The sequence below is a fragment of the Porphyromonas bobii genome (assembly GCF_943169685.1).
Taxonomy (GTDB): Bacteria; Bacteroidota; Bacteroidia; order Bacteroidales; family Porphyromonadaceae; genus Porphyromonas; species Porphyromonas pasteri.
In genome coordinates this window covers 612,375-627,946 of the sequence record NZ_CALPBU010000001.1, presented here as the reverse complement: position 1 = coordinate 627,946, position 15,572 = coordinate 612,375, and the positions used below count along the sequence as shown (strand labels likewise).

Below are 15,572 nucleotides of genomic sequence, written 5' to 3'. Positions count from 1 at the left end.
GCGGTAGCTTCCCGACCTCTCGTCCTTGGCTTTATTGAGGTGGAATGAAAAGGTATATACCCTTCGGTCAAATAGTATATACCCTTGGAGCAAATAGTATATACCCTTCGGCTGAATAGTATATACCTTTCGAGCAAAAGGTATATACCCTACGATAGAAAGGTATATTCCTCGCGGCAGTAAGGTATATTCCTCACGGCGGTAAGGTATATTCCTCACGGCGGTAAGGTATATTCCTCACGGCAGAAAGGTATGTTCCTCACGGCGGTAAGGTATGTTCCTCACGGCGGTAAGGTATATTCCTCACGGCAGTAAGGTATATTCCTCGCGATGGTGAGGTATATACCTTCTTCTCTCCTCCCTATATGTTTGCTACGGCTTCCTACAGAAAGGCACTCCACGGCATACGAAAGCGGGGCGCAGGACCTTATGCCCTACACCCCGCTACTACTTGGTGATGGATAATGAAGAATGCCTTAGCCGAGGCGCTCTATGAGAGCTCCGACGAGCGATGGGATGGTCGCCTGCGGTGCGATGAGCTGGGGCTCAAGGCCGTAGCTTCGTACGGCACCTGCCGTTTGCTCTCCAAGAACTGCGATGGGAAGCTCACGTAGCAGGTCGGTCAGCTGATATTGCTCCAGTAGCTCTACAAGGTGATGGATCGCCGATGAGCTGCATGCCGTCAGGTAGTCAGCTGATGCCAGCGTCGCCCGAAGCTCCTCCGCTTCGTAATGAATTGGGCTATTGGTGTAGAGCGGAAGTCGCTCGCAGCGGTAGCCTGCTTCCTGAAGGAGGTGAGCATGGTCGTCATGCGCCAGTGCCGAAGCTGGTAGAAGCAGGGGCTTATCGTGGGGGGCAGAGACTTGCTCCACAAATTCGCGGGCGAAGGCCTTAGCGTGGTACTCGCTGGGCATGAAGTCGGGCTTGATTCCTTGAGCTTCGAGCGCTGCCGTGGTCATCGGTCCCAGCGACGCAATACGGCAGGGTGAGAGCGCACGGGCATCAAGTCCAGCTCGGTGCAGTGCTGCGAAGAAGAACTCCACGGCATTGGGCGAGGTGAAGAAGACCCAGCCGTAGCGCGCCAGCTGACTGAGGTGCGTGGCGACTTCTGCGTTGATGGCTTCGTTGGATGATAGTTCGATGGTCGGGAGAAGGAGTGCCTCGGCGCCTTCACTTTCGAGGGCTTCCTGCAGTGAGGAGGCTTGATGGCGGGCTCGCGTGACGATGACCTTCTTCCCAGCCAAGGGGCGTGACGTGCGACCTTCACTCAGACGAATCACCTCACCAATGACGAAGAGGGCGGGCGTATAGGCCGTGAAGTCTTCTTCGGGATCAGTGAACTCCCCGAGGGTGCGTGCTAAGAGTGCCTGCTGTGGGGTCGTCCCTCGGCTAACCAAAGCTGCTGGGGTCGCTGCGGAGCATCCCGCCTCGATGAGAGCTTGGCTAATCGAAGAGATTTGGCGAACACCCATGTAGAAGATCAGCGTACCGCCGAGCTTGGCAAGAGCTTGCCAGTCGAAGGCAGGGAGCTCTCCTGACTCCGAGTGGGCAGTAAGGCAAGTGAACGAACGACTGACAGCTCGGTGCGTCACGGGAATATCGAAGTAGGCGGGAGCAGCAAGCCCTGCCGTGATCCCTGGCACAATCTCATAGCGGATACCAGCTTCGCGGAGCACGTTCATCTCCTCTCCTCCGTGAGCAAAGACAAAGGGGTCACCGCCCTTGAGACGTACGATCTTGCCCGCCCCTTTAGAAGCCAGCTCGACGAGCAGCGCATTGATCTCGGGCTGCTTCATAGAGTGTGCGCCATAGCGCTTCCCTACATTGTAGAGGCGGGTAGTCGGGGGGATGAGCTCGATAATGCGGGGAGAGACGAGAGCGTCATAGACGACGATCTCCGCTGAGGTGATCAGTTCGTAGGCACGACGGGTAAGGAGCTTGGGGTCACCAGGACCAGCTCCGACGAGATATACGGTACTCATGCTGTGGTGATATGCTGAAGGCGCTCGATGAGCTGCGAGAGTAGGGTGTCAATATCAGAGAGTGGGGTGCGGTGCGTAGCCAGATAGTGCTCCGTCCCCGAAGCGTTCGCATAGAATACACGAAGCTCTGCCATCTCGCCCTCGATATGGCAGACGCAGCCCAAGGGGAGGGCACAGCCGCCACCTAAGCGCTTGAGGAGGCTTCGCTCAATGTTAACCTCTCGCTCAGTCTTCGCGTCATGGATCTGCTGAAGTAGGGTCTGCAGCTCACCATCTTCGTCTCGCGTCTGGACGGCAATAGCTGCCTGCCCAGGAGCAGGTACGATGATCTCTTCACTGATGGGATAGCGGGTGACGTCCTTCATATCCAGACGAGTGAGACCAGCTTCTGCGAGGAGGGTGGCATCGAAGAGTCCAGCGTCGACCTTTCCCATGCGAGTCTCTACATTCCCTCGGATGGGCTCGGTGCGCAGATGAGGATAGTGGAGAGCTATCTGATAGGCGCGGCGCCGACTTGATGTCCCGATGAGAGCACCTTCAGGCAAAGCCTCGAGAGGCATCGGACCTATGAGGGTGTCGTGCGTGACGGCACGGGGCAGATAAGCTGCTATGCGGGTGCCAGGAGCAGGATCAACGGGAAGGTCCTTGAGGCTGTGCACGGCGAAGTCTATCTCTCCAGCTCGCAGTGCTTCCTCAAGAGCTCCCGTGAAGAGTCCCTTGTCTCCCGAGGCATCCAGGGAGAGATGCTGGAGCTTGTCCCCCTTAGTCTTGATGATCTTGAGCTCGATCTGAAGGGTAGGAAAGTGCTGGAGGAGGGCATCGCGTACCATCTCGCTCTGGCGCAGCGCGAGCTGGCTTCCTCGCGTCCCGAGGATGAAGGTCTTAGGAGTCATGTGATGGGAGCTTGCCTTGTATATGGGTGAAGAGCTGGAGGAGTGTCTTGGAGTAGGTCTTAAGCCCTGTCGTCTCGCTCAGCTCTCGCAGTGCAGAGACGATCGCAGTCGTGTAAGTGGTGCGTAGATGTTCGTCCCAGTGCGAGATGAGCTTACGTTCCTCTTCGCTTAAGTCGTGAGGAAGGGCAGAGAGCTCCTTGTCGAGAAGCTGATGGGATACCTGCTGGATGAGACCGATCGTTTGTCTCACCTCCGCCGCATCACACCATTGGAGGAAGTCCTGTACCATCGACTGGATGTAGCTACGTATCTCCTCATGCTGATGAATCTCTTCGCCCGAGAGATACTGCTGACTCCTCAGATCATCGATCGTATAGAGATGGAGGTAAGGTACTTCGTCCAGCGATGGATCGACATTGCGTGGCACGGCCATGTCGAAGAAGTAGCGCTCCCCTTGTGGTATATGTACAAGGAGCTCCTCCGTGATAATCGGAGTAAGAGAAGAGGTAGCGACGAAGGTGATAGGAGAGGTCGTGAGCGCCTGAGGAAGATGATCATCCGAGTACACCGAGGAGATCTGATGTTTCTCAGCAAAGGCCATGGCTCGCTCGCGGGTACGATTGTAGATGCTCACCATAGGATGCTGGAGCTCCTGTAGGCGGTGGGCAATGACTTCTGCCATCTGTCCCGCTCCGAGAATGAGTACGGGCTGCTCGGAGAAGTTAGTTATACGCTGTCGTAGGTAGTCTACGGCTGCTGTCCCTGCAGAGATCGGTGTCCCTGAGAGTAGGTACTCACTGCGTACCTTCTTAGCAGTCTCGAAGGCTCGATGACAGAGGCGAGAGATCACGGCTGTACTCTGCTCGTGAGTCGTAGCACGACGATAGGCTTCCTTCAGCTGTCCGAGGATTTGGGTTTCTCCAAGGACCATTGACTCCAGCCCACAAGCCAAGCGGAAGAGGTGGCGTATGGCCTCTGTGTGATGTAGCGTCGTGAAGATCGATTCGTCCCCAGAGTGACGTATGCGCTTGAAGCGATAGAGGCTGCGGATGAGTGTAGACTCAAGCTCTTGAGTTACTTGGCTGGGAGCCTCGTAATAGATCTCCAAGCGGTTGCAAGTAGAGAGGACAAAGCCACCAAGTAGACCTTGCTCCCCTTGCCACTGTGAGATAAGTTGGACAGCTTCTTCCTCTCCGAGGGCGAACTGCTCACGTCTCGATAGGGAGGCTGTCTTATGGTTGATACTAATGAGTCCGATCATGGATCGTATCCTGTAGTAGTGATTCTTTTAGTTTGTCGTAGGCCTGACGCAGACGAGTACGCTCAGCCTCATCGGTAGCCTCTTGTAGTGCTTGACGATATTGCGAGAGGGCTCGTAGACGTGCTTCGAAGCCATCGGGAAGTGTTTCACTCCATGCCGTCTTGAGCTGCTGTGTGATCTCGGGGAGGCGGTAGTCGCTGTGCACTGATAGGGTAATGCCTTCCTTGTGTGCGGTAGCGCCAAACTGTAAGTTCCCTCGTGTTGCATCGCTGAGCAGGGAGAAGAGGTAGCCTGCAGCCTCAAGCTCTTGAGCAAAGCGAAGCTCCTCACCACCGTCTCCTATTCCTAAGATGATGATACGTGCTTCGCCTACATCGGAGATCCCTGTGTAAGCACGAGGAATCCACTCAAAGTCACCTTGTCGTGCTGCTTCTGTGAGCTCATCACAGAGAGCTGGTGCCATAACTTTGAATGGGATGCGACGCTCAATAAGTCCTTGGGCTTTGCGCCAAATTCCCTTTCCTCCTCCGACGAGGAGTATGGGGAGAGTCTCCGATGATAGGAAGAGCGGGAGGTGATACTGCTGTAGCTCCGTACGGATTGGGTGGGAAGGCGCCTGCTGATGCGTACGAGTTCGCCATGCCCAGGGTTGTGGAAGGTGCTTATCCTTTAGCAGGATACTATCGGACCAAAGATCAGGAGCCTTGCGATCACAAATCAGTTTGCCTGCCTCCATCAGTAATACTCGATCGGCGAAGCGGCTGGCCAGTTCCATATCGTGGGTGGAGATGATGATGGTCTTCCCTGCAAGATGTAGCTGCTCCAGTAAGTCCAACACACGCTCCGTGTACAACGCGTCAAGTGCCGCCGTAGGTTCGTCCAGGATTAGAACCTCAGGATCGGTAGCGAGGACAGATACAAGAGCTACCCACTTCTTTTGGCCTTCGCTCAGTTCATGGGGAGGCTTGTGGCGGAGCTCGGCAAGGTTGTAGCGAGTCAAGAGTTCCTCAAGTCGCTTATGGAGGGCTTCCTCACGCAGACCCATATTCTTAAGCCCGAAGGCGATCTCATCCTCGACAGAGGGAGTGAAGAGCTGGTAATTGGAGTTTTGTAGTACGAGTGCTACTTGTTGCCTTAGCGCGACTCGCTCTTGTGGATGAATTAGTTGCCCATGGAGATAGACTTCTCCGCTCCATGAGGGTTGGAGTCCTGAGAGTAGAAGGAAGAGGGTAGACTTCCCTGCGCCATTATGACCGATGAGAGCTATGCGCTCTCCTCTCTGTATGGTGCAGGTGACACCGCGGAGAGCCTCATATCCATCTTCATAGTGGAAGGATAGCTCTTTGACTTGCAGTAGAGGAAAATGATTCATACTCTCAGTGCTGTTGTGTGAGCTACTTCTTAGCCCCTCATCTTCGTATCCTCGAGATTGGAGCCCAAGGTAAAGTTTGTCTGATTCCACTTGACTCAATATAAAAGTACGCGAGAGGAGCATGCCGAAGTGCTGGAGCTTCTCGCTCAAGCTCCCTTGGTAACCCAGACGGCTCGTCTGTGCCAGGCGAATCTGCCCCGCTGTTTCCTCCAGGACGAAGATATAGCGGTAGGTGAGCTCAATGAGCTCAATGAAGAGCTTGGGAGTACCAAGGCTGCGTAGCACTGTGTAGAGTCGATGGAGCGGAAGAAGCTGTAGGAGGAGCATCATCGAGGAGGCGGAGGCTAAGCAGCGAAGCCCCGTCTTGAGAGCCTGTACACTTCCCTCCTTCGTGACACCCCAGCCTCCGAAGTCTATCCATAGAGAACTCTCTTCTCCACGGCCTAAGGCAATCGGTAGAATTGAGAGGAGAATGAAGAATGAGAGGATGAGGAGTCTGCGTGTCAAAAGCCATCTTTTTCCCGTGCTTCGAGCAAAAGTCAAGCCAATGATAGCAGCTGCAAGTATGAGGAGGTGAGCTGTATGTTGCAGTACAAGTGCTACCCCAAGGAGAAGTAGACACAAGAATAAGTATCCCTGCTCCTCACGGAGCGTAGGGCGTCGAGAGCAGTGCTTCGTGTGGGACATTAGGCTTCTTGCTCCTTCTGCTTGGATTGATGTCTCTTATAAATGAGCTGGTAGTATCCCCAGGCGAATAGAGCAATACCAATAGCTACCTGCAGTGCGAAGAGAAGAGGCTCTGCAAACTCTGAAGGCTCGAAGCTCTCAAGGAATGGAGTTGGATTGAAGCCAGGAGTCAATTGCCCAATCATTTTTCCGGCTTGGTCGTCTGTGCCTGCTCCGATGTCGAAGAGGCCAGCTAAGATGGGTAATGCAAGGCAGACTACAGCGAGAATTGAGAGCCAAATGAATTGTGGGCGTAGGCTGCTCTTTGTCGAGGACTGCGTGCTGGATGCTTTCGCGCTGGTAGCCGTTTTTGCTTGGCTCTTTTCAAGGAGGCGGAGTACAATGACGGTCAAGATACCTTCAATAATAGAGAGTGGCACCTGTGTGATAGCGAAGATTCCGAGGAACTTCCATGCAGCTCCCATAACGCCTGTGACAGTATCGGGGTAGACAACAGCAAGCTGGAAAGAGGTGACGATATAGGTTGCCATCGATCCGCAGAAGGTTGCGATGAAGATGACCAGACTCTTTGGTAAGCGAGCAGAGGTTAGAAGGCGATAGAGTGCGTAGGCAACAAAAGGGCCTGCAATAGATAGGGAGAAGATATTTGCCCCCAGTGTACTGATCCCCCCATGAGCCAATAGTAGAGCTTGGAAGAGAAGCACGATAGCTCCGACTAAAGGCATTGCCATGGGACCAATCGTAAGCGTACCTAATGTGGTCCCTGTAAGGTGTGAGCTACTCCCCGCGACAGAGGGCATCTTTAGAGCTGAGAGAATGAACGTATAAGCAGCTGCCAAGGCGAAGGAACTCTTCATGCGAGGAGAAGCCTTGATCTGACGGGCTACAAAGCGATAGCTGAAGACCACAAAGGGGAGAGCTATGAGATACCAAATGATGCACCACTTCAGGGGAATGAATCCTTCCATGATGTGCATAGCTCCAAGTGGCTCTAGTCCCAAAGCGAGCATGAGGAGCAGTAGATAGATACGCTTATTCATAGTTGAGGTTGTCGATGTATATATGGATATGTAGGGCCGATCGCAATTACTGCTCGCGTTCTGCTGCCATCAGATGATCAAGCCATACCTGACGGAGGGAGGCATAGTCTGCCAGTCCGTGAAGGTGGCAATTTTCTTCTTCGATCTTGTAGCCAAGGGCCTTGAAGCGGATCTTCCAGCTTTGCTCTTCCAGGGGGGTATCCTCTTCTTCGTCACCCGCCATATCATTGAGAGCATGGTCACCCGCTACAGACATGAGGGGGAGGAGGTTAAGCGTCGTACCCACTGGACATACCTCAGCTAATCGCTCAGCGACGTCCTCAAAGAGCATGTCTTCAAAGTCTACCGTCCCGATGAGTATACGCGAGCAGCGCCCCTGCAGGTAGTCATGTAGGCGGCGATAGCGACCATTGGCTTCGGGATGCTTATCTGTATTGTTGCCATGTCCCATGAGGATGAGAGCTTCCCCTCGCTCCAAGCGCTCGCGGAAGAGTGAATAGATACAGTCCCCGACACGCTCAATATCAGCTTGGCTCCAAAGTAGGGGTACGCCGACTGTAGTCGGTATCTGAGGATAGAGACGATGGAACTGCGGAACGTAGCGGTCATCAATGAAAGAGTACTCCAGACCAGGGATGACGTGTAGAGACTGGATACTTACAGCTTTATAGCCAGCTTCACCAATGGCTTCGAGCCACTTATCTGTGGTATAGTATTCTTCGCCTGTTTTCTCAAGCCATTTGCGGATGCAGAACTTGGAGGTGAAGGCCATATAGATATCTCTATCGGGGAAACTCTCTGTAAAGGCATTGCGCAATGTCGCAAAGGTTTTGTATGGCCCTTCATAGGTACTCCCAAAAGTGACTAATAGCAGGGCTCGCTCATGTCGCTTCTCTGCGCAGACACGGGCGATCAGTGGGTTTTGGTTGCTCTGTTCCATAGTGATTACTCCTGTGCATTGGCCTCATAGCGATACTTCACCTAATGAGGATTGCACAAAGTTACTCTTTATCTAACAGATTCTAAAGGAAGAAGAGGAGGAGATCGGTATGCTATCTGACCAGATGAGCAGGTGCTATAAAACGAGTGTTGACTGTCTCCCGACAGCCAACACCCTTCGTTAACCTTAAATCTAATACCATGAAAAACACACTGCAAATATACGTTAAATAATTTGAGTCTGCCAAATATTTCTTGATCTTTATTTACCTTTGTTTCGTATGTCATTGTTGGAGAGAGTATTCCTCTGATGAGAGAACTTTCTTGAAAGAGACGAAATATCTGCTTGGTGCTGATAGATGGATAAAAAAATAGGCCCTCAGGATATACTGAGGGCCTATTTAGTGTTGGAGATCAGAAGCTTTTACTTGGTCTTGATGCCGAGCTTCTTGGCGATGTCTTCAGGAATAGCTGAGCGATGAAGTACGATGTTCATCGTCTTGCCCTTTACGAAGTTGTAAGAAGCATACCAGTGTCCCTTGTAGGCACCAGCTTCACCCCATGAGTTCTTTACCATAAAGAACTTGCGGCCAATCTGGTTCTTTGCGATACCGTAGATGACCATACCATGGTCGTCGGTGAGCTCGTAGTTGTCAAAGCCCTTCTGACGATATTCCTGGGTGGGTTCGATTTCGGGCACATCAGCCGTGTGGATGAGCTGATTCAGCAGGCGCTGCTTGTCTGAGGAGTTAAGACCGATCCAGCGAGCCTGGTCAGAGCCCTTCGTCTCAATTTCTTCCACGTCGGGGAGGACAGCGATACCGTCACGGGTGAAGCCCTTTTCACTCACGTCAGAGCCCCAAGCGATCGTGTAGCCCTTATCGATGGCATACTCCATGGTGCGCATAAATTCATCGATGGGGAGGTTATAGGACTCAGCCCAACGCCAGTTGTCTTCAATTTCGAGGGCGAACTTGCTGTAGAAGGGGTGATGAGTGAAGGAGGTCAGTGAAACGTAGTCGTCTGCATTCAGACCCATTTCCTGAGCATAGCTCTTAGGCGTGTACTTCTTGCCATTGTACGTGAAGCTCTCGGGGAGCTTGCCGAGATACTGGTCGAGGATAGACTCGAAGGCAGGGTACCATGCTGGGGAGAGCTTGCCGTTAGGGTTGCTGACGATAGCATCAAGGAAGCCCTTGAGGGCAGCTTCCATTTCGCCGTGCTGATTCTTAGTTGTCCCATAGTTAAGACCAGGGAGGACTGACTGGGGAACGGCACCATACTCCTTGAGTACATAGAGTACATCGTAGAAAGAACCACCCTGTGCGAAGTTCAGCTTGCCGTGCAGACGGACATACTTACGTGCCTTGTCGCGGTAGGAGTGGCTGACTACGAACATCTCAGAGAGGTCATACTCACCCTTACCGATGCGGATCAGCTCATCTTCCAGGAAGCTCTGGCCTGAGTAAGCCCAGCAAGTACCTGAGTTTGCCTGATTTTTGATTGAGGTGATGCGTGCGTCCTTGACGGTCGTGAAGACGTTAGGCTGTCCAGCGTCCTTAGACTGAGTGGGTGCTTGTGCCAGAGCCAGGGAAGAAGTCATCCCTGCGATGGCCATGATAGCGATAAGTTTCTTCATCTTTGATGGGTATATGTAATAGTTACGAGTTACATCAAGTGCCTATTCCCCATGGGTATTTGCCACAAGGGTATCCAAAGATACACAATAATTCGCTTCGTCAACTCGTAGTCAGACAGCCGCAAAGCTGTGGCTCGGGAGTAGGTTGCCTCTGGGAGGGGAGGCAAAACTATTGGAGGAAGGGATTCTTACGGCGCTCGTATCCGATAGTAGTCTCTGGTCCGTGTCCGCTGAAGACAATCGTCTCATCGGGTAGCGGGAGATACTGGGTACGGATTGACTCAACAAGCTGATCATAGCTCCCATACCAGAAGTCCGTGCGACCAATTGTCCCCTGGAGTAGGGTGTCCCCAGAGAGTAGAATACCAGACTCAGGTGCATAGTAAGCGAGGTGACCTGGCGCATGCCCAGGGACAAAGAGAACTCGCAGCTCTTCACTGCCGAGGCGAATGAGATCATCCTGCCCTACCATCGTATAGCGGTCTGCTGGGACATCTTCCAGTGGTAGGGGAATAGCATAGCCCTTGAGTTGCTCAGAGGGCAGGGGTAGCTTCTCGAAGTCAATAGCGTTGGCATAGGCTGTGATATGAGGCCACTCCTTGAGGACGTATGCGGCTCCCCATACATGATCGAAGTGCTGATGGGTGCAGAGCATCAGAGTCGGTGTCAGACCTTGCTCCGTGATAAAGTCACGGAGCTTCTCTTCCTCAGAGTGGCGCATGCAGCCTGGGTCAACGATGGCAGCCTCACGGCTCTCTTCATCGTAGAGGACGTAGGTATTCTCTTGTACAGGCCCGAAGGTAAACTGGTGAATCTTAAGCATAGGTTGATAATGATGATAGTCTTAGTGGGGGATAGTGCCATCAGCCTCTAAGGCATTTGGCGTCGTAGATGAGAGCCATCGATCTCAAGCCCTTCGCTGAGCTCTCCTGCCCAATAGCGTATAGCAGCCATCGTGTCTAGAGGATGGTAGGGGAGGGCTGCGATGATTTTCTCGACGGGATAGCTCTCTGCGGTGGTACCGAGGAAGGAGCGCTCAAGCTCCTCGCCTACGGCATCGATGATATATTGATGTAGTCCCGAAGGATGCTTGCGAAGACAAACATCACATGCTCCACAGGGGGTACTCTCAGTCTCTCCAAAGTAAGCGAGAAGCATACGAGAGCGGCAGGTCTCTTCCTCTTCTATATAGGTACGTACAGCCCCGATGCGGTCACTCATCTTGTCGCGACGCTCCTGATAGGCGGCATAGGGTATACGGAGATACTGGCTGTCTTCACGTCGGATGAGGAAGTGTAGGCGTGGGATATCCTTTTTCGGGATGTAGTGCAGGACGCCTTGGCGAGATAGTGCCACAAGGGAGGTGTAGACCTCATCTTCGCTGTAGCCCGAGAGGGTAGATAGGTCGCGCTCGCTGATGGACACGTAGTCAGAGAAGAGTCCTGTATAGCTACGCAGTATCGTGCGGATGAGGCGGTCGGGACCGATATGGGGCTGGTAAAGCTCCTTACTCGGGATGAGGAAGCGGAGCATTGAGCGGCTGTCATCATCGTGGTACTCCAGCCACTTCGCCAGCTGCATGATCTCGATAGCGTGACGGGTCTGCACGGGACGCATATGGAAGCGTCGTATGAAGAGCTCGATATCAAAGTCATACGTGCGATCCAGCCCCTCTCCTTCTCCGATAGCGAGGAAGTTGCAGATCTGATCATATACCTTGCGGATGTATTCCTTCTCGGGGAAGGTATCCTGCAGGCGCCGATGTAGCATCCTGGAGTCCTGGCTACCGACGATAGCCACAGCGTAGGAGTGCTCACCATCACGCCCTGCACGCCCTGCCTCCTGATAGTATTCCTCGAGGGAAGAGGGCATGGTGAGATGGATGACCAGGCGCACATCGGGCTTATCGATGCCCATACCGAAGGCATTCGTTGCGACCATGACACGCACTTCTCCTCGCATCCATCGCCCTTGGCGCATCTCACGCTCGGTATAGGTTAGCCCTGCATGATAGTAGGTTGCACTAATTCCTTCGGCAAGGAGAGCTTCGGAGACCGTCTGACAGAGCTGTCTATTGCGGCAGTAGATGATGGCAGCTCCTTCTACTCGGGAGAGTATGAAGCGCATCATCGCAGGCTTGTCATCGCTACGACGTATCGAATAGGAGATGTTGGGGCGAAGAAAGCTCTTCTGATAGAAGGCATAGCCTGGGCGGAAGTGAAGGACATGCTTGATATCCTCGACGACCTCGCTTGTTGCTGTCGCTGTAAGAGCCAAGATGGGTACCTCGGGAAGCTGCTCACGGAGCTTCGGTAGCTCAAGGTAGGAGGGGCGGAAGTCATACCCCCACTGACACACGCAGTGACATTCGTCGATGACAATGAGTGATACGGTCAGGGCATGAAGCCACGCTTGGAAGCGCTCACTACCTACACGCTCAGGAGAGACATAGAGGAACTTGTACTTTCCGAAGAGGCAATTATCCAGAGCCGTCTGTACCTTCTCTTGCGACATGCCCGAGTGGATCGCTGTAGCACGTATTCCCCGAGCTCGTAGGTGGTCTACCTGATCCTTCATCAGAGAGATGAGGGGCGTGATGACAAGTGTCAGCCCTGGGAGTATGAGCCCTGGTACTTGGAAGGTGATGCTCTTTCCTCCTCCAGTCGGCATAAGTCCTAAGGTGTCTCGTCCATCTAGTGCTGCTTGTACGATCTCTCTTTGTAGAGGTCGGAAGGTAGAGTAGCCCCAGTAGCGCTCCAGCACTTCTTCGGGGGAGAGGTCGCTGTCGGCTACTCCTGGTCGAGGATCATGCCCAGGTGTGACGGGGGAGATGGAGAGGGGATCTTCATCGAATAGGTCTTCAGGCCAGAGTTCATGATGCTCAATGAACGGATCATCGGCACTTGGATCTGGACCTAAGAGCTCCTCAAAGTCTTCGGTAGAGGTCGGTCTCATGGTGGCGTCCAGCGTGATCTAGCGGTCCGTGAGTCGCTCTGACAGCTCACTCTCAAGGCAGAGATCCTTGACACGTAGCTGTAGGAAGCTCTGCGGATAGAAGTTGTTTTCCTCAAGCTCAAAGCACAGGGCAAAGGCGCTGTGCCGTGTGATCTCGGGAGCATAGCGAGCCAGCCCCAGAGCGAAGCCATGAAGGGGACGGATGCGCTGATAGCTGTCGGTCATACGTAGGCTCAGATGCTGAAGTGCCTTGCCTACAGCACGTGTGCCACCGGCATCTCGCATGTTACGAGTCATGAAGATGGGACGCTCGTTGTCCGTGCCGAAGGGATAGAGCATCTCTACCTGACGGAGGAGCGTGCGTGACACCTCGGAAGGCTTGAGCTCTGCATCGATTTGGAGGGTCGGAGTGAATGGTTGCGAGGTGATTTGCTCCACACTATCAGCATACTCCTGTATGCGTCGCATAAACTCAGGGAGGCGGTCCTCACGGATTGTCAGCCCTGCGGCAAAGATGTGTCCGCCGAAGTTCTCCAAGCAGTCACTGCAAGCTTGGATGGCTTGGTATAAGTCAAAGCCTCCTGCAGAGCGTCCTGATCCGGCGAGGAAGTCACCTGTACTATGGGAGAGGATGAGCACAGGGCGGTGGAAGCGATCGGCCAGTCGTGCTGCTACGATGCCCATGACTCCCTTGTTCCACTCTGGGCGGTAGAGGATGATGAGTCGCTGCTTCTGGAGCTGTGGGTCACTCTCGACGAGGGCAATGGCCTCACGTGTGACCTGCTGATCGAGCTCTTGACGCTGGCGATTGTATTCGTCGAGTATCTGGCTCTGTGCCTCCGCTGTAGCAGCATCCTCGGCAATGAGGAGCTTGACAGACTCAGCGCCGTGTGCCATACGCCCTGCGGCATTGATACGTGGTCCGAGCTCGTAGTAGATGCTCGCCATATCGACGCGACCAGGCTGGATCTTCCCTAAGCGCATGAGATAGGTGATAGCTACCGAGGGGTGGCTATTGATCTGCTGCAGGCCGTGAGATATGAAGATACGGTTCTCCCCAAGTATAGAAACACGGTCCTGAGCGATACTTAGGACGAGAAGCTCCAGCAAGGGAAAAAGAGATTCAAAAGGGAGGTTTCGATGGGAGGCAAGCCCTTGTACAAGCTTGAAAGCTACCCCACAGCCCGAGAGCTCGGTGAAGGGGTAGTGGTTGTCGTGACGCTTCGGGTTGAGGATAGCAGTAGCTGGAGGAAGGCTATCATCGGGCGTGTGGTGGTCGCAGACGATGAAGTCCATCCCATGCTCTCGAGCGTAGGTGATTTCCTCAAACGCCTTGATCCCCGTGTCTACCGATATGATGAGGCTGACACCTAACTGCCGTGCATAGTCTATGCCCTGCAACGTGATACCATAGCCATCGTCATAGCGATCTGGAATATAGTAGTGGAGGTATTCCTCGGGCAAGCATTGTGCTCGCAGATAGCGGTAGAGTAGGGCTACGGCTGTGGTGCCATCGACATCATAGTCTCCGTAGATCAAGATATGCTCCCGCTGCTCAATAGCTCTATTCAGCCGCTCGACAGCGACCAGCATATCCTCCATAGCGAAGGGATCATGTAGCTCCTCAAGGCGTGGAGAGAAAAAGCTCTGTGCCTCCTCATAAGTACGTATACCTCTTGCTACCAGGAGGCGCCCCATAGCAGGGAAGAGCCCCAAGCGTGTGGCTAATTCACAAGCTTGGGTCTCCTCATCTGTGGTATATTGTCTTATCTCCCAGCTTTGGGACATGCTTATATCTCCTTGCTATTGCTACTACTTCTTTGTGGTGGCGCTGGGCGTCAGGGTAGGCTGGATCAGATAGTAATGTTGCTGTGTCTTACCCTTCCCGGAGCCTTGTATCTCTACAACGACATAGTCCTTGCCTTTGTTCGTTTGCTCACGGCTGGCGAGGATTTCCTCGCGAGGTGTTTCATTCCAATGCTGCTCAAAGAGAAGAGCATCGTCAAGTGAGCGCACTTGAATGGCCTTATCAAAGCTCGAGCCATCACCCGTGTGGGCGATCATGCTGAGAAGCTCGACGAGCTGGTACATGTAGGTATTGAATCGTGAGCTCTTGAGGTGAAGCGAGAGGTCGCAGGCGCGCTTGATGAGCCCAATATGCGTGGGGGTACGCCACAGCCCTTGTTGGACGGTCTTGAGTGCCTCAGTGAAGTTCTTCCCCTCGATAAGGCGATCGGCCTCAGCCTCTATCTTGCTGAGGAAGGGCGCTGTGTCTTCACGTCCATCTACTGAGAAGTATAGCTCTCTGATATCTGCGCGACTGAGCGTAGAGTCTGCGCGACGGAAGCGTGTCGTCAAGAGCTCATTGGACTGTGCACTCTTTTCGCTTACCTTCTGTACAGGTGCTGTCCCCCCCGTACGCAGGCGAATGCTGTCCTGACGCATCATCTCAAGTTGCTCCTCACTGGGAGCTTGGGCTGCATAGTAGCGGCCACGTGCGCGCGAACGTATATTATAGGAGTGGCGGCCGCGACGTGAGGAGCTGTGACTGCTCTTCGCCGAGCTCTTACTCTTGGATGACTTAGAGGAGGCCTTCTTACTCGTAGAGGTCGTAGGCTTCTTGCGGCTACGTGCTTCTCCTATCGATGGGACGGATAGGGAGAGGCTGAGGGCAGCCAGCAGGAGGGTTATCTTCGAATGGATAGGTCGCATAGTTGTTTCTTGTTAGTCGTCTCCGATACTCATTGAGGCAGGAGAGAAGCTCTTCGCTACTGCCCCACGGCAAGCTCGGAGGGTGATCACTG

At 53.5% G+C, this 15,572-nt stretch carries 11 protein-coding genes; all 11 read right to left on the bottom strand.

What is annotated here, in order from left to right:
• Window positions 1-476: 476 nt before the first annotated feature.
• A complete protein-coding gene (cobA, locus tag KO088_RS02475; RefSeq protein ID WP_215493295.1) occupies window positions 477-1,982 on the bottom strand; it encodes a uroporphyrinogen-III C-methyltransferase in 1,506 nt (501 codons plus the stop codon).
• Window positions 1,979-2,875: a hydroxymethylbilane synthase gene (hemC, locus tag KO088_RS02470; RefSeq protein ID WP_215493293.1), complete on the bottom strand. Its 897-nt coding sequence runs from the start codon at window positions 2,873-2,875 to the stop codon at window positions 1,979-1,981. The genes cobA and hemC overlap by 4 nt, the downstream gene beginning before the upstream one ends.
• The gene (gene hemA, locus KO088_RS02465) at window positions 2,865-4,136 is read right to left on the bottom strand and encodes a glutamyl-tRNA reductase (RefSeq protein ID WP_215493290.1); all 1,272 of its coding nucleotides are present in this window, start codon (window positions 4,134-4,136) and stop codon (window positions 2,865-2,867) included. Before hemA ends, hemC begins: the two co-directional genes overlap by 11 nt.
• Window positions 4,120-6,195: a cobalt ECF transporter T component CbiQ gene (cbiQ, locus tag KO088_RS02460; protein ID WP_215493289.1), complete on the bottom strand. Its 2,076-nt coding sequence runs from the start codon at window positions 6,193-6,195 to the stop codon at window positions 4,120-4,122. The genes hemA and cbiQ overlap by 17 nt, the downstream gene beginning before the upstream one ends.
• On the bottom strand, window positions 6,195-7,235 hold the full coding sequence (locus tag KO088_RS02455; protein WP_215493286.1) for an energy-coupling factor ABC transporter permease: 1,041 nt from the start codon (window positions 7,233-7,235) through the stop codon (window positions 6,195-6,197). The genes cbiQ and KO088_RS02455 overlap by 1 nt, the downstream gene beginning before the upstream one ends.
• Before the next feature lie 46 nt (window positions 7,236-7,281).
• Complete coding sequence (locus tag KO088_RS02450) at window positions 7,282-8,175, bottom strand: sirohydrochlorin cobaltochelatase (RefSeq protein WP_215493284.1); 894 nt, start codon at window positions 8,173-8,175, stop codon at window positions 7,282-7,284.
• Between the two features lie 423 nt (window positions 8,176-8,598).
• Entirely contained in the window at window positions 8,599-9,813 is a 1,215-nt protein-coding gene (locus KO088_RS02445; RefSeq protein WP_215493282.1) for a C1 family peptidase, read from the bottom strand.
• A 169-nt stretch (window positions 9,814-9,982) separates the two neighbouring features.
• Window positions 9,983-10,636 (bottom strand): MBL fold metallo-hydrolase, encoded by a 654-nt coding sequence (locus tag KO088_RS02440; protein WP_215493280.1) that lies wholly within the window; start codon window positions 10,634-10,636, stop codon window positions 9,983-9,985.
• A gap of 47 nt (window positions 10,637-10,683) precedes the next feature.
• Entirely contained in the window at window positions 10,684-12,768 is a 2,085-nt protein-coding gene (locus KO088_RS02435) for a RecQ family ATP-dependent DNA helicase (protein WP_215493278.1), read from the bottom strand.
• An 18-nt stretch (window positions 12,769-12,786) separates the two neighbouring features.
• Complete coding sequence (gene recJ, locus KO088_RS02430; protein WP_215493276.1) at window positions 12,787-14,556, bottom strand: single-stranded-DNA-specific exonuclease RecJ; 1,770 nt, start codon at window positions 14,554-14,556, stop codon at window positions 12,787-12,789.
• 24 nt (window positions 14,557-14,580) lie between these two features.
• A complete protein-coding gene (locus KO088_RS02425; RefSeq protein ID WP_215493274.1) occupies window positions 14,581-15,480 on the bottom strand; it encodes a DUF4919 domain-containing protein in 900 nt (299 codons plus the stop codon).
• Window positions 15,481-15,572 lie beyond the last annotated feature (92 nt).

Coding starts and splice junctions, on each gene's coding strand:
- cobA (WP_215493295.1), bottom strand. CDS start 1,982: ATGAGTACCGTATATCTCGTCGGAGCTGGTCCTGGTGACCCCAAGCTC.
- hemA (WP_215493290.1), bottom strand. CDS start 4,136: ATGATCGGACTCATTAGTATCAACCATAAGACAGCCTCCCTATCGAGA.
- hemC (WP_215493293.1), bottom strand. CDS start 2,875: ATGACTCCTAAGACCTTCATCCTCGGGACGCGAGGAAGCCAGCTCGCG.
- cbiQ (WP_215493289.1), bottom strand. CDS start 6,195: ATGTCCCACACGAAGCACTGCTCTCGACGCCCTACGCTCCGTGAGGAG.
- KO088_RS02445 (WP_215493282.1), bottom strand. CDS start 9,813: ATGAAGAAACTTATCGCTATCATGGCCATCGCAGGGATGACTTCTTCC.
- KO088_RS02440 (WP_215493280.1), bottom strand. CDS start 10,636: ATGCTTAAGATTCACCAGTTTACCTTCGGGCCTGTACAAGAGAATACC.
- KO088_RS02425 (WP_215493274.1), bottom strand. CDS start 15,480: ATGCGACCTATCCATTCGAAGATAACCCTCCTGCTGGCTGCCCTCAGC.
- KO088_RS02435 (WP_215493278.1), bottom strand. CDS start 12,768: ATGAGACCGACCTCTACCGAAGACTTTGAGGAGCTCTTAGGTCCAGAT.
- KO088_RS02455 (WP_215493286.1), bottom strand. CDS start 7,235: ATGAATAAGCGTATCTATCTACTGCTCCTCATGCTCGCTTTGGGACTA.
- KO088_RS02450 (WP_215493284.1), bottom strand. CDS start 8,175: ATGGAACAGAGCAACCAAAACCCACTGATCGCCCGTGTCTGCGCAGAG.
- recJ (WP_215493276.1), bottom strand. CDS start 14,556: ATGTCCCAAAGCTGGGAGATAAGACAATATACCACAGATGAGGAGACC.